This window comes from Colwellia sp. PAMC 20917 (assembly GCF_001767295.1).
In the GTDB taxonomy this organism is placed as follows: Bacteria; Pseudomonadota; Gammaproteobacteria; order Enterobacterales; family Alteromonadaceae; genus Colwellia_A.
This window is the reverse complement of sequence record NZ_CP014944.1, coordinates 2,448,402-2,469,670: the sequence shown is the minus strand read 5'-3', so window position 1 is coordinate 2,469,670 and position 21,269 is coordinate 2,448,402. Positions and strand designations below refer to the sequence as shown.

Genomic DNA, 21,269 nt, shown 5'->3' with positions numbered 1-21,269 from the left:
ATTATATTATTTAATTCGCTTTACACGGATAGCTCTATTGGTATTGATTTTTTTCAAAAAAAATGAACCTAACATGCCTGCAGATATTTCGACTTTATCTTCTTTTTTCAGTCGCAATGTAATAGTGTCATTTTGTTTCCACACTTGGCCATTCTCGAAATATATTGTTAATTTTTTTCTGATGCTTTTATTAATTTTTGCAACGGTATAAATGACTTTTTCTAAATTGTCCCCACTTTCTTGTCGTTTTTTCTTCTCTATTTTAGAGCCACCAAAACGTGATTCTTTTTGAGCTTGTGTAAGAGGTTCTTTTATTTCGTCTGTATTTTTAGAGGCAAGTGATAATCTATCAAAACAACTTAGACGCGATAAATCGTCTTGAACTTTAACACATTGCTCTAATTTATTACTTAATGATTCAGCGTAGCTACTGGTTGAAAAAACAAGCAATATGCTAATTAATAGACCGACTTTTTTTAGCATTATTCAGTTTCCTTGTATTGATGATCAGTTTGTTTTTTCTGGTATAACGCAGCTATAAAAACGCCTAATTCAAATAATAACAGCATGGGTACTGCCAATAATGTTTGTGAAATAATATCAGGCGGTGTTAATAACATGCCAACCACAAACGCACCAACGACAACATAAGGTCTTTTTGCACGCAAACTGTCGGGATCCGTAAAACCGGTCCAACACAGTAAAATAATAACAATGGGTATTTCGAAAACAATCCCAAAGGCAAAGAATAACTTTAGAACAAAATCTAAATAACTGGTAATGTCGGTGGCAATATTTACCCCTTCAGGGGCTACAGAAGTAAAAAAAGCAAAAATTATTGGGAAAACCACATAATAGACAAAAGCAATACCACCATAAAATAGCAAGGTGCTGCCGAACATCAGTGGAATAACCAAGCGTTTTTCATTCTTATATAAGCCAGGCGCGACAAAAGCCCAAATTTGATAAAGAATAAAGGGCATGGCAATAAAAATAGAAAGTACCATGGTTAATTTAAAAGGAGCAAAGAAAGAAGAGGCAACATCGGTTGCGATCATTTGTCCCCCTTCAGGTAAGGTTTCCATTAAGGGTTTGGAAACATATTCATAAATTTCATTAGCGAAATAGAATAAGCCTAAAAAGACAACCAAAACGCCCACCACAACGTTCAACAATCGGCTGCGTAATTCGAGTAAATGATCAAATAAAGTATAACTACTTGCTGGAGATGGATTCATGGTGTTACTTTTTATTTTCTTGTGAAGATGAAAGGTTAGCAGTGACTGCTTCTTCTTCAGTCACCTTATCATTTTTTTCAATGTTTTCTGAGACACTACTTTGTGAGTCAACTTTTTCAGGCTCATTATCTAATTGATAAGGACGATTGACCATCTCAGCAGCTTCTTGTAATGTTTTTAATGATTCAGCAATCTCAGGTGATAGATTTTTCATATCCGCTTGTTCAGCTTTTTTCAAATTAGCATGTAATTCTTGTATGCGTAATTCTTCGGTAAGCTCGGTTTTTACACTATCACTAAATTTACGAACACCACTTATCCAACCGCGCACCGTTCTAATCGCAACAGGTAAACGTTCTGGACCTAAAACGATCATACCTATTATCGCAATCAGCGACAACTCCCAAAAGCCAATATCAAACATCGCTTACGCCTGATCTTTTTCTTTTGTTTTTACTTTATCTTCGGTGTCGGTAGTAACAGACTTATCAGCAATATTTTCTGCACTTTCTTCTTCCTTTTTAGCGTTACTATCTGTCATAGCATTTTTAAAACCTTTAACCGCAGAGCCTAAATCTCCACCTAGATTACGTAATTTTTTTGTACCAAATAACAACACTATAATGACCGCAACAATTAATAATTGCCAAATACCCATATTTCCCATGATAAACCCCTATTATTTACAATGGATTCATTATAAAGTTTTAAAATGAAAAATCATCCTTTGATAGACAAAATAATGCGATAGGACAAACTTTGCAGAAAAAGCACCTTATTTATCTGAGTTGCTTGTTGATGATCAGCATTACCTTCACTACTTTTCAGAGTAATGCTAGACAAGATCAAAACATGGACAGTGACACTGAAAAGCAAATAGTAAAACCTATCAAACATCCACAAAGGCATGTTGTGCCCACACTTGTGCCCGATGACTGGGGTCAAGACGTACACGACACCATCGCTAATTCCGTTTATCAATCGGCGACTTGGTTCGATAGTTTTTTTACCGATATTGATAGCCAACAAATTGAACCTAAAGCAACAGCCAAAATACGTTTTGGCTGGATACCCAAAGCACGTCATTTGGCGGAGCTTGACTCTCGTTTTCGATTAAAAGTAAAGTTACCTCACTTTAAAGATAAGATGAGCTTGATTCTTTCCGATGAGGATGACGTTGAAGACGGCCAGTTACCCCTCGATGGCATTGGTACTCGGCCAGAAATAAATGAAGAAAGCTTCGCCGCTGCCTTACGTTATGTGGTTAAAAAGAAGAGCGATAGCTTAGTCGATACTCGATTAGGAATTTCAGGCGGTGATATTTTTATAAAAATACGTAAGCGCAAGTTGTATACCTTCAATGAAAAGCATGGTTTTAAAGTTGAACCTTCAACCTATTACTTTTTAGGTGATGGTCTTGGAGCCAAGTTATTTCTTGAATATAATTATCAATATAATGAAAGATCACAATACAGGATCAATTATACTATTCGCGGCTCTGAATCATTTAGTGGCATCCGATGGAAACACGGTTTTTATCAATTAAATCAACTAGATTCAACAACGGCCTCCGTTGTTGGTTTGCAAGTTGAAGGTGAGCGTAATGGTCAATATGGTTTTTTTACCGACAAATATACGCTGAGTTATCGTTATCGATTCAATGCACTAGAAAAATGGTTGTTTTTTGAAGTGGAACCATTTTTAGAGTGGTCAAAAGAGGATAACTACACCACCACACCAGGAATTGCGCTACGCATCGAAGGTTTTTTTAGTAAAATATAATTAATTGTTAACGAAAAATTAGGCGCTAACTTTAACGATACCCTCACTTTCGGTTATTATTCGTGGCATTTTTATCGGTCGACTAATATGAAAACCCTGACCAAATTCACAACCGGCGTTCTGTAACTTTTTCAACATTTCTTCTGACTCGATTCCTTCAGCGACTAAATGGTAGCCAAAGTTACTGCCCAAATCATGCAAGGCCTTGACTAACGACAGATTTTTATTATTAGTATTCAGCGTACGAACAAAACTTCTGTCTAATTTGATAAATTCAAACGGGTAGCTGTGTAAGAAATTTAATGACGATGAACCCGCGCCGTAATCATCTAAAGCGAGTTTAACCCCAAAATCTTTTAATCGACGTAAGTTCTTCAGGGCTAATTCACTTTGTTGAGCAAATGCAGATTCATTAAATTCAAGAATTAAACGGTGAGGCTCTATGCCTGCGTCTTTAATTTGCTTGATCAACTTATTGAGCTGATTCGCTTGAACTAAGTGACGTCCTGATAAATTAATACCAATAAAAGCATCAAAATACTCGGTATTTTGTTGCCAGCTTTTTAATTGTTGACTAACTTCTTTAATAACCCAAGCTTCGATGTCTAATATCATGCCGGTTTCTTCGGCCATATATAAAAATTCACTTGGCGTTAATAAGCCTTTAGTTGGATGCTGCCAACGTAATAAAGCTTCAAAACCAATGGTATTCGTTAACGTTAAGTTAGATATTTGCTGATAATGCAGTTCAAATTGACTCTTGGTAATAGCAACGCGTAATTCTTGCTCTAAAGTCATACTTGCTATAAGTTTTTCTCGCATGCTTTCATCAAAAAAGACATAACGACCACGACCTAAGTTTTTCGCTTGGTACATAGCAGCATCAGCATCACGTAAAATTTCATGAGAATCCTTATAATGACTGCTACATTGCGCAATACCTATACTGGCATTAGAGTAAAGTGTATGACCACCTAAACTGAACGGTTTGGCAATAGCGGTAATAATACGTGAGGCAACTTCTTCAATATCATCTTGACATTGTAGTGAATCAAGCAAAATAACAAATTCATCTCCCCCTAGACGCGCTAAAATATCATTATCTCTGACACAGTCTTGTAATCTTAGTGCTATCTCAATAAGAAACTCATCTCCAGCATGGTGTCCTAATGTATCATTAATCATTTTAAAGCGATCTAAATCGATAAATAACACGGCAAAGCGTTGATCGGGATGACGCTTTAAATGTCGTAATGCATAGCTCAAACGGTCTGAAAACATCGCTCTATTGGGCAATTTTGTTAGACCATCGTGATGTGCTTCATAGTAAAGTTGTGCTTCTGCTTTTCGTCTCTCATCAATTTGCATACGCAAATTTAAATTACTCGCTTGTAGCTCTTGGGTACGTTGATTAACCGTATTTTCTAATTTTTCATGGTGCTTTTTAATTTCAGCTTGCGAACGCTTACGTAAAATAGCGGTATCAACGTGCTGGCTAATAAAACGTATTAAGGTTAGGTCACTTTGTTGATAGGCTTGCGAATCTTGGTAATGCTGAATAGCTAAAATGCCAAATATCTTGCCGTCTTCCATTAGTGGTGCAGCAAGCCATGCTCGTGGCATTTTATTTTTAGGATAATCTATCGTCAGCGGTTCACTCGTTATTTCGCCTTGCTCAGATAAATAAAAGACTTCATTTTCGGTAATTAATGTCGGTGCAACAGCATTTATCGCTAATTCTGTCAGCCCAAAGCCTAGCATTCGAGGCAGAGGTGTATGCACTTTTTCATCGTCATAATAGGGAAAAGTCACGATAGAACTATCTTTGTTATCACCCGTGTCTAACAGAGCAATATATAAGTTCTTTGCGGGTAATAAAGTATTGATTTCTTGATGGATAGCTCGATAAAAGCAATCAATATCTTGTGAATTAGCCGTGATTTCTGAAATTGATAGTAAGGCTTTATGCATTTTTACCGCTTTCTTACGCTCAGCAATTTCAACTTGTAGCTGCTTATTCATTTCGGTTAGCGTTTCAGTACGCTGTAAAATACTTTCTTCTAATAATTCACGACTACGTACACGATCAATAGCGGTCACTAAATGCAAGGCAATAAATTCAAGCAACTGACAATCATATTCATCAAAGTAAAGCTTATCATCGTAACTTTGTAATGCCAGAACACCAATAACCTGACTGCCACGTCTAAGGGGAACACCAAGCCAATCAACACAGGATGAACCATAAAGAAAAATATCGCCTGATTTTGCTAATGCGAGGCGTTCTTTAGCAGAGCAATGCATCGGCTTTTCACTTTCAAAAACCATACCTGTTAAGCACTTTCGCCAGTCAGCAACTTTTAAATGATCATGTAAACGAATTTCTTCAGGGTTGTGGCAATGAGCAAGCTCAAGATTATCTTTTGAATTGATCAGGGTGATATGAAAACTATCGGTAATTAATAATGTTTTAATCACCGATTTAAGCTCAGCATAAAAGGTTGCCATATCGGTTACTGTGCTTGCCAATTCAGACAACTGCAACAAACCCGACTGCATGGTTTTAACCTGCCGATACTTTTTAAGTAGAGACTTTAATTTGGGAAGCTGACGTAATGCCAGAATGTCTTCCTTTGCCTTTAATTCCGTCAAGGCGATTCCATAGTTAGTTATTAGTATTATTTTTAAGCAGTCAGTCTACCAAATTAATATCACTTGGCTAGTACCTTATTTGAATTGATAAGATCAATACAGTATATGTCTATTTTTTGTACACTATAATTGACGGGTTGCGCAACGTTTACCGAAAAGGGACGAATGAACGTTAATCATTAACATAAGCAAGTTAATATCAGCGCAAAAGATAAAGTCGACAAAAAGCAGGCATAAAAAAACCGACGTAAATCGGTTTTTTTGTTGGTACAGACATTATCCAATAACTAAGCAGCCATTGAGCCTTTAAGTTTATTGAGGGCATTTTTTTCTAACTGTCTGACACGCTCTGCAGAAATATGATACTTATTAGCTAAATCTTGTAACGTCGTTTTATCTTCAGTTAACCAACGGGTTCTTATAATATCTTGGCTGCGTTCATCAAGAATAACTAAGGCATTAGATAAACGCTTATTAGCATGAGAAGAGTGATCTTCATCTTCAACCTGAACTGCGAGATCTGACTGATGATCTTCAAGATATAATGCGGGGGAGTAACCTCCACCAGCGGAATTATCAACATCGTCAGATGACAGCTCAAAAGCCTGATCTTGATTACTCATTCTAGATTCCATCTCTAAAACATCTTTAGGTGTAACACCTAGAGTCTCTGCAACATTATTAATTTCGTCGTTGCTGAACCAACCTAAACGTTTTTTGTTTTTACGAAGGTTAAAAAACAATTTACGTTGTGCCTTGGTCGTTGCCACTTTAACAATACGCCAATTACGTAACACAAACTCATGAATCTCAGCTTTTATCCAATGAACAGCAAACGACACTAAACGTACACCCACTTCCGGGTTAAAACGCTTAACAGCTTTCATTAAACCAACGTTACCTTCTTGAATTAAATCTGCTTGAGGTAAACCATAACCTGCATAACCTTTTGCTACATGAATAACAAAACGTAAATGCGACATAATAAGCTCTTGTGCCGCTTGTAAATCATTTTCTGAATATAAACGAGTGGCGAGTTCATTCTCACGCTTTGCCGTAAGCATAGGAATGCCGTAAGCAGACTGCATGTAAGATTCAATACTACCGCTACGTGGAACTGTTAGCGCCATTGATTGTATCGGTTTACTCATTTTAAAAACCCCTCTTTATCGCTCTTTAATAACTCTTAAATAATTTTTAACTTTCTAGCTCGCTATAATAGCATACATCGACCGTGTAGGCGAGCAACGCATCACACATTACCTTACAACACAAGACGAAACAACTCAGTCCCGTAAATTTATCTGCTTTTTTTGTGTACATTTGTTAACATAAAAGCATCAGAAAGCACTTAAAGTTTACAAAACAATAACTTAGCTTTTTTATTAAGATGTAATTTAACAAGGATGTGGCTATTACTTTATGTATTTAAGTAACTTATAAATTGTATTTAAGTAACTTATAAATGAATTTTAGAGGGTCATAATTTGTACTCATATGTTGCTCGTCAACCCATCTTAGATATTAAACAAAATGTTGTTGCCTATGAATTGCTTTTTCGTGATGGTAAAAGTAACAGTTTTCCTGATATTGATCCTAACCAAGCAACATCTAACATACTAACTAATAACCATTTAAGCTTAGGTATAGAGCAAGTCACTGGTGATCTACCCGCTTATATTAACTTTCATGCTGATACCTTGATTTTTCACTTTCCAAGCTTCCTTGATCCCAAAAATGTGGTATTAGAAATTTTAGAAGACGTTCCGGTAACCCCTGAGCTATTAGCTGCTTGCCAGTCACTTCATGAGAAAGGTTATAAATTAGCCTTAGACGATTTTGACTTTGATGAAAAGTGGGCTCCATTTTACCCTATCGTAGACATTATCAAAATTGATGTCCTACAGTTTTCCATTCTAGAAATTAGTAAGCTGGTCAGAAAGCTTGCCGGGCTAAACGTAACACTATTAGCTGAAAAAGTAGAAACTTCACAACAATTTGAACGATTAAAAATGCTGGGATTCACACTTTTTCAAGGTTATTTTTTTGCAAAACCAGAAATGCTAAAACAGCGAAAAATCACCACGGCAAAACAAAACATCCTCGAACTGATCAGCCAAGCAAGCCAAGTAGAGTTAAACATTAATAAAATCAGTGAAATTTTTGCCGTTGACCCCGGCTTAACCTATAAATTACTACGTTTTATCAATAGTCCCACTTATGGTAGTAGCCAAGAGATAACATCGTTAAAACATGCTCTTGCTTATATCGGACAAGTTGAACTGAAAAAATTTATCGCATTGCTTGCGCTGTCAGATTTAAGCTCAGATAAAAATCCTGAAATTATGCGCCTTTCTTTAGCTCGAGCTAAGTTTTGTGAAAAAATAGCCCTTTGCCGTTTTGAAAGTGAAAATCCGCCTAAAGCTTTTCTCACCGGTATATTATCGTTAATCGATGGTATTTTAGACCATGAATTAGAATACGTATTAGGTGTATTACCTATTCATCAAGAGATAAAATCGGCATTAAGAGGCGAGCAGTGTGACCTTGGAGATTACTTGTCCTTAGTAAGAAACATTGAACAAGGCTTATGGGCAGAGGGTGAAAAAATTGCCAAGAGAATTACCTTAGAGAGTGAGCTTTGTTTTCAAGCTTATAAAGACTCACTGTCATGGGCAGACGAAATGATCGCCTGTGGAACTTAAACCGACACTTAATAGGCTTTATTAATCAGCGGTAGGCTCTATGGCACGAATATGCTTACGTACTGAAATATAACTTCCTGATAAGCCGAGTATAACGGCAAATAATATCAGTGTCATCGCTTCTGAAAAGCTTAAACCACTAATAATAAAGTTACTCTGATATAAGTGGGTTAATTCAGAGAGAGCTCCCGATAAATATTTAGCGAGCAGGGCCACACATAACCAAGAGACCACACCCCCCAAAATACCATACCAAAGGCCCGCATATAAAAAAGGACGCTGAATAAAGCTATCGGTTGCGCCAACAAGTTTCATCACAGCAATCGCATCTTTTTGATTTAAAATAGCCAAGCGTATGGTGTTGCCAATAATGAGCACCACAGACAGGCACAGTAATGCACCGATACCTACCACGATATCTTCAATAAGTTTAGCAATAGCTTCTAATCGAGAAAGCCATTCAAGGTCTAATTTTCCTTGCTGAACCTCTCGTTCTTTTTCTAGCTTCAATAATAACTCTCCAGCAGCCTGTGTTTGACTAGCACGCGTTGTTGGCGTCACTAACAGTGTTGCTGGTAAGGGGTTTTTATCTAGATATTCTAGCGCCTGTCCAAAACCAGATAAGGTTTTAAACTCTTGTAAAGCCTGCTCTGCTGAAATGTAAGTAACTTTGGCAACTTCAGGATAAAGTTCAATTCGGTGAACTAAGTTTTGTGCCGCTTTGTCAGTCACTGACAATTTCAAAAATAAACTAATTTCTGAGGCGGTGTCCCACTGTTCACTGATGGCTTTAGCATTTTTGACAAATAAATGTAACGTAGCGGGTAAGGTCAAACTGATACCTAAAACCAAAACCGTCATTATTGAGGTGAAAGGGGTACGCCATAAATCGCCTAAACTACCTACGGCTTGTTGAACATGTCGAATTAATCTATCTGTTATTTTTGCTGCAAAATTTAATTTCTGCGACGGTTGGCCAAAACGGGCAGGTTTATTCATTGTTTTCATGCCTAACTTGTAAACCTTCAACGATACCATCGGTGATCATTGAACCTTGTTTAAGCGTCAGCGTTCTATATTTCATTCTAGCAATTAGCCCCAGATCGTGTGTAGCTATGAGTACGGTAACGCCAAAATCATTAAATTCTTCAAACAAGCGAATAATATCTAAGGAAAGTTTAGGATCTAAGTTTCCGGTTGGCTCATCAGCAAGCAATATTAATGGCTTATTCACTAATGCTCTGGCAATGCCAACTCGCTGCTGCTCTCCACCTGACAACATATTAGGAAAACAACGTAACTTATCGCTCAAATGGACTTTATCTAGCGCTGCTTCCACGCGTTTTCGCGTTTCCTTGTGGCTATACCCTTCAATAACTAAAGGTAATGCGACATTATCGAAAATAGTTCTGTCCATTAATAGATTATGGTTTTGAAAAATCATTCCTATTTTTCGACGAGCATAAGGAATATCTTTATACTTTATATTTGATATTTCACTACCGTTAATCTGGATTTTACCACTGGTCGGCTTTTCCATTAAGCTCATTAGCTTTAAGAGTGTACTTTTCCCCGCTCCTGAATGTCCGGTTAAAAATGCCATTTCACCCGCAGCCAATTCAAAACTAACATTTTTAAGTGCTAAAAAGCCACCGGGATAGGTTTTACTGACATTGTTAAAGTGGATCATAAAATGGCCATACTCTTATTTTTATTATTCTTCACATCGGGTAGTCGGGCATCAAAAACATACCGTAAATCTTAGCTATCTTGGGTAAATAATGCATCAATAAAATCATCGCCGTTAAACGGACGTAAATCATCAATGCCTTCACCGACGCCTAAATAGCGGATAGGAATCGCATTTTTATCGGCAATAGCAAAGACAACACCACCTTTAGCCGTACCATCAAGCTTGGTTAATGTTAGTCCCGTCAAACCAACCGCTTCATTAAATAATTTTGTTTGGCTTAACGCATTCTGTCCAGTACCAGCATCTAAAGTTAACATCACTTCATGAGGTGCTTTATCATCGATCTTTTTCATGACACGGACAACTTTTTTCAATTCATCCATTAAGTGACTTTTGTTCTGCAGCCGGCCAGCGGTATCAGCAATGAGTACATCAACACCACGGGCTTTTGCGGCACTAATCGCATCAAAAATAACAGAAGCACTGTCTGCGCCAGTATGCTGGGCAATAACAGGAATATCGTTGCGCTCGCCCCACACTTGTAATTGCTCAACCGCCGCGGCTCTAAACGTGTCACCAGCCGCTAGCATGACCGATTTACCTTCAGCTTGAAATTTTTTCGCTAATTTACCAATAGTGGTGGTTTTTCCAACCCCATTAACACCAACCATTAAGATAACGAAAGGACCTGAATCATTATTAATCTCTAACGGTACACTTGCAGGCTCAATAATTTTCTTTAACTCTTCTTTGAGTAAATCATACAAAGCTTCAGCATTTTTAAGTTGTTTACGTGATGCACTTTCTGTAAGTGATTTTATAATTTTTGTGGTCGTTTCAATACCCACATCCGCTAACAGTAAATGTGTTTCGAGTTCTTCAAATAACTCGTCATCAATTTTTTTACCACTGAATAACGTAAATATTCCACCACCAATATTTTGGCGTGTTTTAGTGAGTCCTTGCTTTAATCGAGCAAAAAAACCTGCCTTAGCTGCTGGCTCTGGCTCTGGCTCTGGCTCTGGCTCTGGCTCTGGCTCTGGCTCTGGCTCTGGCTCTGGCTCTGGCTCTGGCTCTGGCTCTGGCTCTGGCTCTGGCTCTGGCTCTGGCTCTGGCTCTGGCTCTGGCTCTGGCTCTGGCTCTGGCTCTGGCTCTGGCTCTGGCTCTGGCTCTGCAAGAATATTGTCGACAACAATGTCATCGATTACAAGGCTTTCACCTTGAATTTCTTCAACATTCTCTGCGATTTTTTCTTCAGAAACATCAGATGTTTCTACTGATGTTTCAACAACATCTGTAACTTCTTCAACAGCTTCTTCTTGCTGACGTCCCAAACCTAACCAGGAAAATAGACCTTTTTTCTTTGACATAACAATAAATTCTTCTCTGCACCATCATTTTGATGGCAATAGTTCACTAAACAAGGATAAAATCCTCGCTATAGTAGCACCTAAAAACAATACAAAAAACAAAAGCTGAGTAAGATATGAACAAACAACGTAAACAATCAGCAAAACCTAACAATAAAGGCAGTATTCGTATTATTGGCGGATCACACCGTGGCCGAAAGCTGCCTGTTTTAATGGCAGAAGGTTTAAGACCCACCACAGATAGGGTAAAAGAAACCGTCTTTAATTGGTTAATGCCTTTTATTCAAGACAGTCTCTGTTTAGATTGCTTTGCTGGCTCTGGTGGTTTGGGTTTTGAGGCATTATCACGAGGGGCAAGCCATGTTAGCTTCGTAGAATTAAACAAAGCGGCGGCTCAGCAATTACTTGAAAACCAACGTTTACTGAAATCAGCTAATATCTCGATAGTAAATAGTGATGCGCTGAGTTTCATTGAAAAAAATATCAGCAAATTTGATATTGTCTTTATTGATCCGCCTTTTCGCAAAAATTTAGTGGAGCAAACGGCCAAACGATTAGACCAACATAGTTTGGCTGACAACGCATTGATTTATATAGAAATGGAAAGTGAACAGAATAACCAACAGCTGCCCATGAACTGGACACTATTAAAAGAAAAAATAGCCGGACAAGTCGCTTATCGTTTATATCAAAAAATGTAAGCTTCGTTTATCGCTGGGAGTTAACCTTAAACGCCCCCAGCTTAACATTATCAATAAAACGCTTACTGCTTAGGTTTAAGCTTTAAGTCATGAAAATCAAAGCTAAAATCGGTTGCGCGAGACACAGCTTGCATTGTTACCTCGTTAATTGAACCATCCGGATTCAGATTAAAATTAACAAAAGCATCGGCTTCCAAGGTTCTATCATCCCAGCGCACAATAAAAGTATTATGTTGATAATGCTCTAATACACCGCGCAATGCGGGTGTATGACCAAACTGCATGCTTAAAGCATTATTTGCATAGTTAATCGCAATATCACCGTACCAATTATCTTGATAGGTTTGTGCATAAGCTTTTAAAGGTAAAGAATGACGTGAATTTTTATCAACATTACTGGCGGCTTCTGCTAAACGATTTTTTTCTACGCTTTTTCGTTGCTCACTCATCGTCGCATAAAAATCCACCCAGTCTTTTTCAGGCAAGTCTAAATATTCATTTAATATTTGATGATAAATCGCATTAAAAGCATATCCGGATTGCTGATTCGTTAAAATAACCATCGCTAAGTTTTCTTCTGGAACTAAGACAACTTTAGAGACCATACCTAGAATGCCACCACTGTGATGAACTAACTTTACACCGTGGTAATCATTTAAAAACCAACCTAGACCATAACCTGAAAAATGAGTTTTATCATTTTTTGTCGCGGTAGCTGATACCGGTAATATTGTTCGCATTTGCCACATTTTTTGGCTTTGACGTTCACTAAAAAGTTTTTTGTTATCACCATAACCGCCTTCGTTTAACTGCGCTTTGAGCCATAAAGACATATCATTAACACTTGAGGCAACAGATCCCGCTGAAGAAAACTGTTCTAAGAAGTTACCGCCAACCACATTTAACTTGCCATCTAACGGAACATGAGCACGAGCAACATTTTTGTTGTTTGTTGAAATCAGTGAAAACTTTGCTTTAGTATTCTTCATCCCTAACGGCTTAAAAATAGTTTCTTTAATATTTTCTTGCCAAGTTTTACCGGTAACTTTTGCGATGATCTCGCCAGCAATAACATACATTAAATTATCGTAAGCGAACTCACTGCGAAAACTTGAAACCTCGGGTAAATGCTTTAAGCCTTTAATAATATCTTTATTGGTTAACGTTGTACCAGGCCAAATCATCAGGTCGCCTGCACCTAGACCTAAACCACTGTTGTGTGATAATAAATCGAGTAAAGTAAACTCGCGAGTCACGTAAGCGTTTGGCATTTGAAATTCAGGGAGTATATCAATAACTTTTGTTTGCCATGTCAATTTCCCTTGATCCACCAAATTGGCTAGTAACGCCGCAGTCATCGCCTTAGTGTTAGAGGCAATACCAAAAAGAGTATCGCCATTAACCTTATTATTTTTACCATATTCCGTTAAACCGAAACCTTTACTCATCACCACTTTATTATCTTTGATAATAGCAACAGCAACACCTGGCACTTGAAAAGTATTCATTGCCTTATTAATCGATTTTTCGATATTTTGATTTTTTTGTTCAAGCGTACTTGCAGGATTACCAAAAGCTAATGAGGCAAATAGATAGGCTACCGTCATCAAAATAGTGTGGAATAATTTCATCTTTTATCCTAATTGTTTAGTTATTCTAATAAGTAGGTTGTGCATCCTAAGTAATTTCAATGCCTAAATTGGATAATCCTTCTTCAAGAACCATCGCTTTAATTTTAATACAGGTTTCTTTATTTTCAGCAGAATCTTTTAGTGCGTAATAGAGTTCATTTTGCGTATCAAACTCCCACTCCATTAATGGGTGTTGTTCAATTTCTTTAGTCGTAATGTCACTGTCGTCATTAGCGTCTCTTTGATCAGCGATCATCAGTTCAACATAATAAGTTACGCTATTCTCTGATAATCGTGAGACAATTTCAGCGCCTTGCACCTCTTTATCTTGCATCGCCTGTAAAAGTGACATCGTTGCCATAGTCGCATCAATGGCTGGAAATACCCCAAAAAAATCAAAACCTTCTGGATCGGGTATTTGTGGCTCCAGTTTATTTATTTGTGCTTCATAATTTATTTTACAACGATTATTTTTATCAAGCCACTGCCAGATAAGCTCTAATTGATTACGTAATACTGAAAATTCACCAAAATCTGCATGTTCAGAAAAAATTTTATAATTGGGTATCATTCGCTCTAATAATGCAGCAGAAAAAGCGATCTGTTGCCATTGACTTAAATGGGAAAAAGGAAGTTGAATAGCCACTGTACTCTCCATGAAAAGATTTAAAAAATGAGTATATCCCAGAATATAACATCACGTTTATTTAGATATAAAAAAAGAGCCATAAGGCTCTTCTTTTTAAAACTCTTAAGCGATTACGCTTCAGCAGTTTCTTTAGCAAGCTGTACTTGAATAGCCGTTACTTTTTGCTCACTATCAGATAGATTGCGTAATTGAGCTAAACGATTTATTTGACCAATCGATCCTAACATCGCATGAATAGGAATAAATAGACCTCGTTTATGGAAATCTAAAACTTTAGCTTCGCTAAGTTCCTGAAGTTTTTTCTCGTTAATACTAAATAAACCAACCAGTTTTTTATTTTCGCCGGTACTGAAACTAATGTGCAATTCTAATTCTTGCAATAAATCATTTTCAGCTAATTCAACCATGAATCTTTCAGTCATGGTTTCATTTTCATATAGACGGCCTAATGATTCTTGAACGTTTTTATAAAAATCAGTAACCAAACCTTCAGCGTCAAACAAGGCATTATCTTTATCATCGCCTACATAGGCACTGTCTAAATCGATATAAGTCGTTAACGTTTTTTCTTTATCTGGGTCTATACCTAAACCAAACGGCATCATAGATGCACCATGTGGTAAGTAAGTACCATTCCAACGTTCATCTTTATAGTATAAGTTTTCGCCAGCTTCTAGTCCTAGCATAACGATACTGCGGAAGCTTGAGCCCTCAGGCTGTTTAACTAAGAAGATAGGAAAGCTGTTAGCGGCTTTGGTATATTCTGCTGCAGTAATTGGAGCAATGTGTTGCTTCTCAATATGTTCTAAGCCACGTTTAGTAGTAACTTTTAAATTCTGGTGTTGATCTTTTCTTACTGGAACGACGTTAGCCATAATAATATTCTTCTCTTTAATGCATGCGCTTTTCATTTAAAAAATTTTAGCGCTTATATAATGTTATAAATAGTTATGGTGCCAATAGGGAGAGCTTTCAATGGTATATAAAAAAAAATGTTATTTTTATTTAAATATTAAATCACTTTTTCACTCTACACAATAAGTCAGCTATACTTTTGTAAAGAATATCAAATAGCTAATACTTCCTTATTATCTAAAGAAAATAATGTAAATTTAATGAAAAACTTACTCATCACCCTATTTTTTGCTCTATTAATATTGTTATTAACAAGTATTGTCCATGCGAAGCCAAAAACAAAAACTATTTATGGCCGTAACTTCGACGGATTTGCACAGGTTAAAATAAAAAACAACACAACTGAAAGCCTTGCCTGTTATGTTGCAATCAACGGGTATAAAATTAAATTTCGATTACAGGCACTTCGTGAATCGAAATGGTACACCGCCACAGATAAACGTTTCCAATATCGTAGCTTTAGTTCTTGGTGCGACTATTTAACTTTATACCCCGAGTATTTAAAATATCAAACCTTCTAATTATTGATAGATGCAAATAACAAAATATATAAATTCCACTTAAATAGACCAAAAAAATAGCGCTAAAAAAATTAGCGCTATTAGGTGACTATTGGCTAGGTTTTATCATTTATCGAGCTCTGTAAAGCTTAATAAGGGCATTCGTTGAGCCATCCATATCTAGCGTTTCACTGGGGTCAGTTATTTTTGTCAGTACTTTATTACCCAGCGACTTGCCTAATTCAACCCCCCATTGGTCAAAAGAGTTCACTTTCCAAATAACCCCCTGCACAAACACTTTATGCTCATACATCGCAATTAAACTGCCAAGCACCTTAGGCGTTAACTTTTCAAATAAAAGCGTGTTACTGGGTTTATTACCCTCCATAACCTTATGTGTAGACAGCTTTTGAATCTCTGATACATCACAGTTCGCTTTTTTCATTGCCGCTTTCACTTCTTCGAGACTTTGCCCCGCCATTAAGGCCTGACTTTGACCAAAACAGTTAGACGCCAACATGTCATGATGATTACCCATCTCATGAAAAGGAAATAATGGCATCAAGAAATCAACAGGAATAGGAGTTTTGCTTTGATGTATAAGTTGATGAAACGAGTGCTGACCGTTGGTCCCTTCGCTTCCCCAAATGATAGGCCCCGTATCATAAGACATCGATTTATTATCAAGTGAAATAGATTTTCCGTTACTCTCCATATCCAGTTGTTGGATATAAGCTGGTAAACCCCGTAAATAATGGTAATAAGGTAATAAAACCTGTGATTGCGCGCCATGAAAATTTCGGTACCAAATACCTAATAACGCCAAAATAACCGGGAGATTTTTTTCAAGTGGCGCCTGGGTGAAATGTTCATCCATTTCAAACGCACCTTGTAAAAAGTCACGGTAATGATCAAAGCCTATCGCTAAAGCTAAGGGTAAGCCAATCGCAGACCAGACCGAATAACGTCCTCCCACCCAATCCCACATCGGAAAAATATTATCTTTGTCTATACCTAATGCTTGCGCGGCCTCAACATTAGACGACACACAGGCAAAGTGATGTTTAACGTTTTCGGTGGTAGCAGTCGCAACAAACCAATCACGTGCTGTTAGGGTATTACGCAGTGTTTCTTGGGTAGTTAAGGTTTTAGATGACGTAATAAAGAGCGTCGTTTCAGGATTAACTTTTGCAAGCACATCATGAATATGACAACCGTCAACGTTCGCAATAAAATGGACGTTTAACTGGCTTTGCTGATAAGGTTTTAGTGCCTCTGACATTATTTTAGGTCCAAGAAAAGACCCGCCAATGCCAATACTAATCACATCCGTAAATGCTTTGCCGGTATAGCCTACTTTTTTACCTGATGAAATATCATTAACAAAAATCTCGAGCTTAGCCAGCGTTGTTTGTATTTGTGGCATCACATCGACACCATCAACATAGACAGCGTTCCCTGAAAAGTTACGTAACGCGGTATGTAATACCGGACGATTTTCAGTGGTATTAATCGCCGAGCCATTAAACATTTGAGCACGCTTATCGACTAAGCCAGATGACTGTGCCAAATTCATGAGTAAATGCATGGTTTCATCAGTAACACGGTTTTTCGAATAATCGAGCATTATTCCCGCGCCAGAAAGTGAAAAATTATTAAAACGTTCCGCATCTTGCGTAAATAAATCGCGCATTTGTACCGGTACGTTTTTATTATAATGATTGACGAGTGACTTCCACTCAGGGGTGCTTGGTAACATACCCGTTATATCCTAATTAAAAAGATGAGACTGACTACAAAGTCACATGATAGCGCAACCTTTAGCTATCGGTCATATTTATACGAACAAATTATTACAAGTGATTAGCGCGTTGGCTTTAAATATCCTAAACATGCATCAACTTCTTCCGTTGAGCCCATAATCACCGCAACACGTTGATGAATATGCGATGGTGTAATTGTTAAGATACGCTCGTGTTCAGTAAAAGCTTTCCCCTGAGCATTTTCAACCAGCATGGCTAAGGGATTGGCTTCATACAACAAACGTAATTTAGCCGGTTGCTGAGCATTTTTCGTGTCACTGGGATAGCAAAAAATACCACCACGAGACAAAACACGATGAACATCACCCACCATAGCGCCATTCCAACGCATGTTATATTTTTTAGCGCGCGGGCCTTCATTGCCTAACAGTAAAGCATTAATGTAATCGGTAAAGCCTGATGACCACTGAGTAAAGTTTGACATATTAACCGCAAATTCTGCTGTCTGTGTCGGTATTTCCAGTTGTGCTGTGGTCAGTAAATAACAGCCCTGTGTTCTATCTAAGGTATATAAACGCGACGGACCGCCCGTGGTCAGCGCCAACATGGTCGAGGGACCATATAACACATAGCCCGCACATACTTGTTCGGTTCCTTGTTGAGCAAATTGTAATTCGCTGGTTGCCGGAACTTCGTCCTTGGCCCGATAGATGGTAAATATCGTGCCTATTTGACCATTGATATCGATATTAGAAGAGCCATCAAGTGGGTCAAAGGCGACAATGTAAGGGGCACCTTCAGTTGCCGCAACCACCGAGTCTTCTTCTTCAGACGCAATGGTTCTAACGCGACCACTCTCTAACAACATATCTTTAAGTAACTGATTACTGATGATGTCTAATTTTTTTTGCGTTTCACCCTGAATATTCTCATCTAAGGTAGAGCCCAGCACATTTGACAATGCGCCTTGTCCCACTCTAAAAGAAATTTCTTTACAGGCTGTTAAAATAGTATCAATTAACTGAATAAGTTCAATATCAACCTTATCGTTTTCTAAACAGTGAACTAAGCGTTTCATAAGTCTCCCTTATACCGATTAAGGCAATTAAGTTCTTTAAATGAAAGGATTAAACGTTCAGCCATCGACAATTCGACTTTACGTAACCAGACACGTGGGTCGTAATATTTTTTGTTAGGACTATCGTCGCCCTTAGGGTTACCTATTTGGCTTTGCAGATAAGCTTTATTGTCTTGATAATAGTCAGCAACCCCTTTCCAGCTTGCCCACTGTGTGTCGGTATCTATATTCATTTTTATGACACCATAACCAATAGCCTCAGTGATTTCTGCTGGCGCAGACCCTGAGCCACCGTGAAAAACAAAGTTCAGCGCGTTATGTCCCAAACTATATTTCTCGGCGACAAAGGCTTGAGAGTTTTTCAATATCTTAGGCGTTAATTGCACGTTACCCGGCTTATAAACGCCATGTACATTACCAAAAGAAGCCGCAATGGTGAATGAATCACTGACACGACTTAAGTGCTCATAAGCATAAGCAACGTCTTCGGGTTGGGTATAAAGTAATGAAGCATCAAGGCCAGTATTATCGACACCATCTTCTTCGCCACCTGTACAACCGAGTTCAATTTCTAAGGTCATACCCATTGCTGTCATGCGTTTAAGATAACGAGCACAAATATCAATGTTTTCGACTAATGTTTGCTCTGATAAATCAATCATATGCGAGCTAAATAATGGCTGACCCGTTGCTTTAAAATGTGCCTCGCTGTGCGCTAATAAGCCATCAATCCAAGGTAAGAGCTTTTTAGAGGCATGGTCGGTATTAATGATGACAGGAATATCATAAAACTTAGCCACGGCTTTAATATATTTTGCCGCGATAACACCACCTTCAATAGCGGCATCCATAGGCGAAAGCTTATGCCCTTTACCAATAAAAAAAGCCGCACCCGAATATGATAGTTGAATAATAATAGGTGAGTTTATTTCACTGGCCGCTTCGAGTGCTGCATTAATAGAGTTAGTACCAATGACGTTAACCGCAGGGTAAGCAAAACTATTTTTTTTAGCATAATCAAAAAGCACGCTAACATCTTCACCGAAGACAAAACCACTTTTGACTAGATCTGATAAACTCTTCATATTAATTAATTCCTTGGGCAGTTAAACAAGCAGCTGTGATCTTAGACCATTGCCGCGATTCTACCCATTTAGCATCAGCAATCCAAGTGCCACCGACAGCAAATACATTGCTTAATGCTAAATATTCATCTTGATTACTCTGCTTAATTCCCCCAGTTGGGCAAAAAGATATATCTTTAAATACTGACCCCATAGCTTTTAAAAAAGGAGCACCTCCAGATAATGAAGCAGGAAATAACTTGAGTTCTTGGTAACCAAATTCCTTTGCTAAAAGTATATCTGCCGTATTAGATACTCCAGGAAGTACCGGAACCGTGCATTTAGCTAAAACAGTCAGTAATTGACTTGATACTGCTGGCGTAATAATAAAATCACTACCCGCGTCGAGTGCTTGCTTTAAAACATTAGCGTCAAGCACCTTACCAGCACCTACTTTTAATTCGGGCAACTGCTGTTTTATTGCTTTAATAATATCAATTGAAGCCTCTGTTCTTAGTACAACTTCAACTAAGTTTATCCCTGCAGCTGACATTGCTTTCGCAATTTCTACACCTTGAGAGACTGAAGTAGCCTGAATTATGGGTAGCAAAGTTTGCTTCCTCATCAAATGGGAAAATGATTTCATGAATATTCCTAAATTAGATTATCAAATAAAAAGCAACTAAATGTGCTGTTGCTCAATAAATTGTTGATAAGTGATTGGCTCGACAATAGCCCCATAGTGCTGAATGACAAAACCTGCCGCTTTAGAAGCAAGTTCTACCGCGTGGCTAATGTTTAATCCTTTAGATCTAGCCCCAAGATAAACCCCGTTAAAGGAATCGCCTGCGGAAGTAGTATCTACAACATTTTCTACTGGTGTAATTGGAAAATGATAAGCTTGCTGTGCGGTATAACAAAATATACCTGCCTCACCATTTTTAATAACTAACTCTTCAAATATATAAGGCTTGCAAAAGTCATAAACAGCTTCAGAAGTTGAGATACCATATAGCTGTTCAAAGTCATCTACACCTGGCAAAAGGATATCAGCAAGTGTAAATGCTTGTTCAAATTGTTCTTTTGCTTGTTCTGGGGTGTCCCACTTACGAGCACGATAGTTTGGATCGAAAACGATTGTTAAGCCCGATTTCTTTAGTGAGCGTAGTAGTTGCCAAAATTTTGGACGATCCTTTGGCAAAATTACCGCTAACGAAATTCCAGAGAAAAATATCATATCATCTGTCGTAACGCATGACAGAGGACAACTTAATACTAGTGTAAGTTATGACGTCGATGAAAATTTAAACCTTGGTTTTGAAGCTGTCAACTTAACAGAGTCAGACATTACACAGTCATGTGTTAATGAAGGGGCTATGTTATGTGCTCAAGGTATAACAGACCGTCGTATTACCTTTGGTATTAGCTACAAGTTCTAAGAAATAAAAAGCGCTTATCCCGTCCTATAGTTATATTTATTTGGATATAAGCGCTGTAGGTAAAGCATCAACTAAGTCATTAATGAGTA

General features: G+C 37.8%; 21 protein-coding genes and 1 pseudogene. 5 read left to right on the top strand and 17 right to left on the bottom strand.

The genetic code is table 11. The features are described from left to right. Positions 1-6: 6 nt before the first annotated feature. From A3Q34_RS10635 to tatA, 4 genes are read right to left on the bottom strand one after another with little or no spacing between them, the layout of a single operon-like run. Positions 7-483, bottom strand: coding sequence for a hypothetical protein (locus tag A3Q34_RS10635; protein ID WP_070375337.1), 477 nt, complete (start codon positions 481-483; stop codon positions 7-9). Next, the gene (gene tatC, locus A3Q34_RS10630) at positions 483-1,238 is read right to left on the bottom strand and encodes a twin-arginine translocase subunit TatC (RefSeq protein WP_070375336.1); all 756 of its coding nucleotides are present in this window, start codon (positions 1,236-1,238) and stop codon (positions 483-485) included. Before tatC ends, A3Q34_RS10635 begins: the two co-directional genes overlap by 1 nt. 4 nt (positions 1,239-1,242) lie before the next feature. Next, entirely contained in the window at positions 1,243-1,662 is a 420-nt protein-coding gene (gene tatB, locus A3Q34_RS10625; protein ID WP_070375335.1) for a Sec-independent protein translocase protein TatB, read from the bottom strand. A gap of 3 nt (positions 1,663-1,665) precedes the next feature. Then, entirely contained in the window at positions 1,666-1,905 is a 240-nt protein-coding gene (gene tatA / locus A3Q34_RS10620; protein ID WP_070375334.1) for a Sec-independent protein translocase subunit TatA, read from the bottom strand. A gap of 92 nt (positions 1,906-1,997) precedes the next feature. Here tatA and A3Q34_RS10615 point away from each other — a divergent pair, with 92 nt between their 5' ends. Then, positions 1,998-3,020, top strand: coding sequence for a hypothetical protein (locus A3Q34_RS10615; RefSeq protein WP_157470949.1), 1,023 nt, complete (start codon positions 1,998-2,000; stop codon positions 3,018-3,020). Positions 3,021-3,038: 18 nt separating this feature from the next. Here A3Q34_RS10615 and A3Q34_RS10610 read toward each other — a convergent pair whose 3' ends face one another. After that, positions 3,039-5,672, bottom strand: a complete 2,634-nt coding sequence (locus A3Q34_RS10610; RefSeq protein ID WP_157470948.1) for a bifunctional diguanylate cyclase/phosphodiesterase — start codon at positions 5,670-5,672, stop codon at positions 3,039-3,041. A gap of 287 nt (positions 5,673-5,959) precedes the next feature. After that, positions 5,960-6,823 (bottom strand): RNA polymerase sigma factor RpoH, encoded by an 864-nt coding sequence (gene rpoH, locus A3Q34_RS10605; RefSeq protein WP_070375331.1) that lies wholly within the window; start codon positions 6,821-6,823, stop codon positions 5,960-5,962. Between the two features lie 336 nt (positions 6,824-7,159). Here rpoH and A3Q34_RS10600 point away from each other — a divergent pair, with 336 nt between their 5' ends. Further along, positions 7,160-8,377, top strand: coding sequence for an EAL and HDOD domain-containing protein (locus tag A3Q34_RS10600; RefSeq protein ID WP_070375330.1), 1,218 nt, complete (start codon positions 7,160-7,162; stop codon positions 8,375-8,377). 21 nt (positions 8,378-8,398) lie between these two features. Here A3Q34_RS10600 and ftsX read toward each other — a convergent pair whose 3' ends face one another. The 3 genes from ftsX to ftsY all read right to left on the bottom strand — a co-directional run bounded on the left by ftsX (position 8,399) and on the right by ftsY (position 11,440). Next, the gene (gene ftsX / locus A3Q34_RS10595) at positions 8,399-9,385 is read right to left on the bottom strand and encodes a permease-like cell division protein FtsX (RefSeq protein ID WP_442855232.1); all 987 of its coding nucleotides are present in this window, start codon (positions 9,383-9,385) and stop codon (positions 8,399-8,401) included. Then, positions 9,369-10,067, bottom strand: a complete 699-nt coding sequence (gene ftsE / locus A3Q34_RS10590) for a cell division ATP-binding protein FtsE (RefSeq protein WP_070375328.1) — start codon at positions 10,065-10,067, stop codon at positions 9,369-9,371. The genes ftsX and ftsE overlap by 17 nt, the downstream gene beginning before the upstream one ends. A gap of 71 nt (positions 10,068-10,138) precedes the next feature. Beyond that, complete coding sequence (gene ftsY / locus A3Q34_RS10585) at positions 10,139-11,440, bottom strand: signal recognition particle-docking protein FtsY (RefSeq protein WP_070375327.1); 1,302 nt, start codon at positions 11,438-11,440, stop codon at positions 10,139-10,141. Positions 11,441-11,556: 116 nt separating this feature from the next. Between ftsY and rsmD the strand changes: the two genes are divergently transcribed. Continuing rightward, positions 11,557-12,141, top strand: coding sequence for a 16S rRNA (guanine(966)-N(2))-methyltransferase RsmD (gene rsmD, locus A3Q34_RS10580; RefSeq protein WP_070375326.1), 585 nt, complete (start codon positions 11,557-11,559; stop codon positions 12,139-12,141). Between the two features lie 62 nt (positions 12,142-12,203). Here the strand turns inward: rsmD and A3Q34_RS10575 are convergent, their stop codons facing one another. The 3 genes from A3Q34_RS10575 to A3Q34_RS10565 form a co-directional block, all read right to left on the bottom strand. Beyond that, positions 12,204-13,772: a serine hydrolase gene (locus A3Q34_RS10575; RefSeq protein WP_070375325.1), complete on the bottom strand. Its 1,569-nt coding sequence runs from the start codon at positions 13,770-13,772 to the stop codon at positions 12,204-12,206. Between the two features lie 46 nt (positions 13,773-13,818). After that, on the bottom strand, positions 13,819-14,418 hold the full coding sequence (locus A3Q34_RS10570; protein ID WP_083277974.1) for a YjaG family protein: 600 nt from the start codon (positions 14,416-14,418) through the stop codon (positions 13,819-13,821). A 113-nt stretch (positions 14,419-14,531) separates the two neighbouring features. Next, positions 14,532-15,296: a SapC family protein gene (locus tag A3Q34_RS10565; RefSeq protein WP_070375323.1), complete on the bottom strand. Its 765-nt coding sequence runs from the start codon at positions 15,294-15,296 to the stop codon at positions 14,532-14,534. Positions 15,297-15,536: 240 nt separating this feature from the next. On the opposite strand from A3Q34_RS10565, the gene A3Q34_RS10560 reads away from it, so the two are divergent. Continuing rightward, positions 15,537-15,857 carry a hypothetical protein gene (locus A3Q34_RS10560; RefSeq protein ID WP_070375322.1) on the top strand — a complete coding sequence of 107 codons (321 nt, stop codon included), beginning with the start codon at positions 15,537-15,539 and terminating at the stop codon, positions 15,855-15,857. Positions 15,858-15,966: 109 nt separating this feature from the next. Here A3Q34_RS10560 and pgi read toward each other — a convergent pair whose 3' ends face one another. The 5 genes from pgi to A3Q34_RS10535 all read right to left on the bottom strand — a co-directional run bounded on the left by pgi (position 15,967) and on the right by A3Q34_RS10535 (position 20,978). Then, the gene (gene pgi, locus A3Q34_RS10555) at positions 15,967-17,595 is read right to left on the bottom strand and encodes a glucose-6-phosphate isomerase (protein WP_070375321.1); all 1,629 of its coding nucleotides are present in this window, start codon (positions 17,593-17,595) and stop codon (positions 15,967-15,969) included. A gap of 104 nt (positions 17,596-17,699) precedes the next feature. Next, positions 17,700-18,677, bottom strand: coding sequence for a class 1 fructose-bisphosphatase (locus A3Q34_RS10550; protein WP_070375320.1), 978 nt, complete (start codon positions 18,675-18,677; stop codon positions 17,700-17,702). Continuing rightward, positions 18,674-19,762, bottom strand: coding sequence for a class II fructose-bisphosphate aldolase (gene fbaA / locus A3Q34_RS10545; RefSeq protein WP_070375319.1), 1,089 nt, complete (start codon positions 19,760-19,762; stop codon positions 18,674-18,676). The genes A3Q34_RS10550 and fbaA overlap by 4 nt, the downstream gene beginning before the upstream one ends. A gap of 1 nt (position 19,763) precedes the next feature. Then, on the bottom strand, positions 19,764-20,387 hold the full coding sequence (gene eda / locus A3Q34_RS10540) for a bifunctional 4-hydroxy-2-oxoglutarate aldolase/2-dehydro-3-deoxy-phosphogluconate aldolase (protein WP_070375318.1): 624 nt from the start codon (positions 20,385-20,387) through the stop codon (positions 19,764-19,766). Positions 20,388-20,423: 36 nt separating this feature from the next. Then, positions 20,424-20,978, bottom strand: a complete 555-nt coding sequence (locus tag A3Q34_RS10535) for a PfkB family carbohydrate kinase (RefSeq protein ID WP_083277973.1) — start codon at positions 20,976-20,978, stop codon at positions 20,424-20,426. Between the two features lie 7 nt (positions 20,979-20,985). Here A3Q34_RS10535 and A3Q34_RS20885 point away from each other — a divergent pair. After that, positions 20,986-21,180 (top strand): annotated as a pseudogene (locus A3Q34_RS20885) (hypothetical protein); the annotation flags it as partial. Between the last annotated feature and the right edge of the window lie 89 nt (positions 21,181-21,269).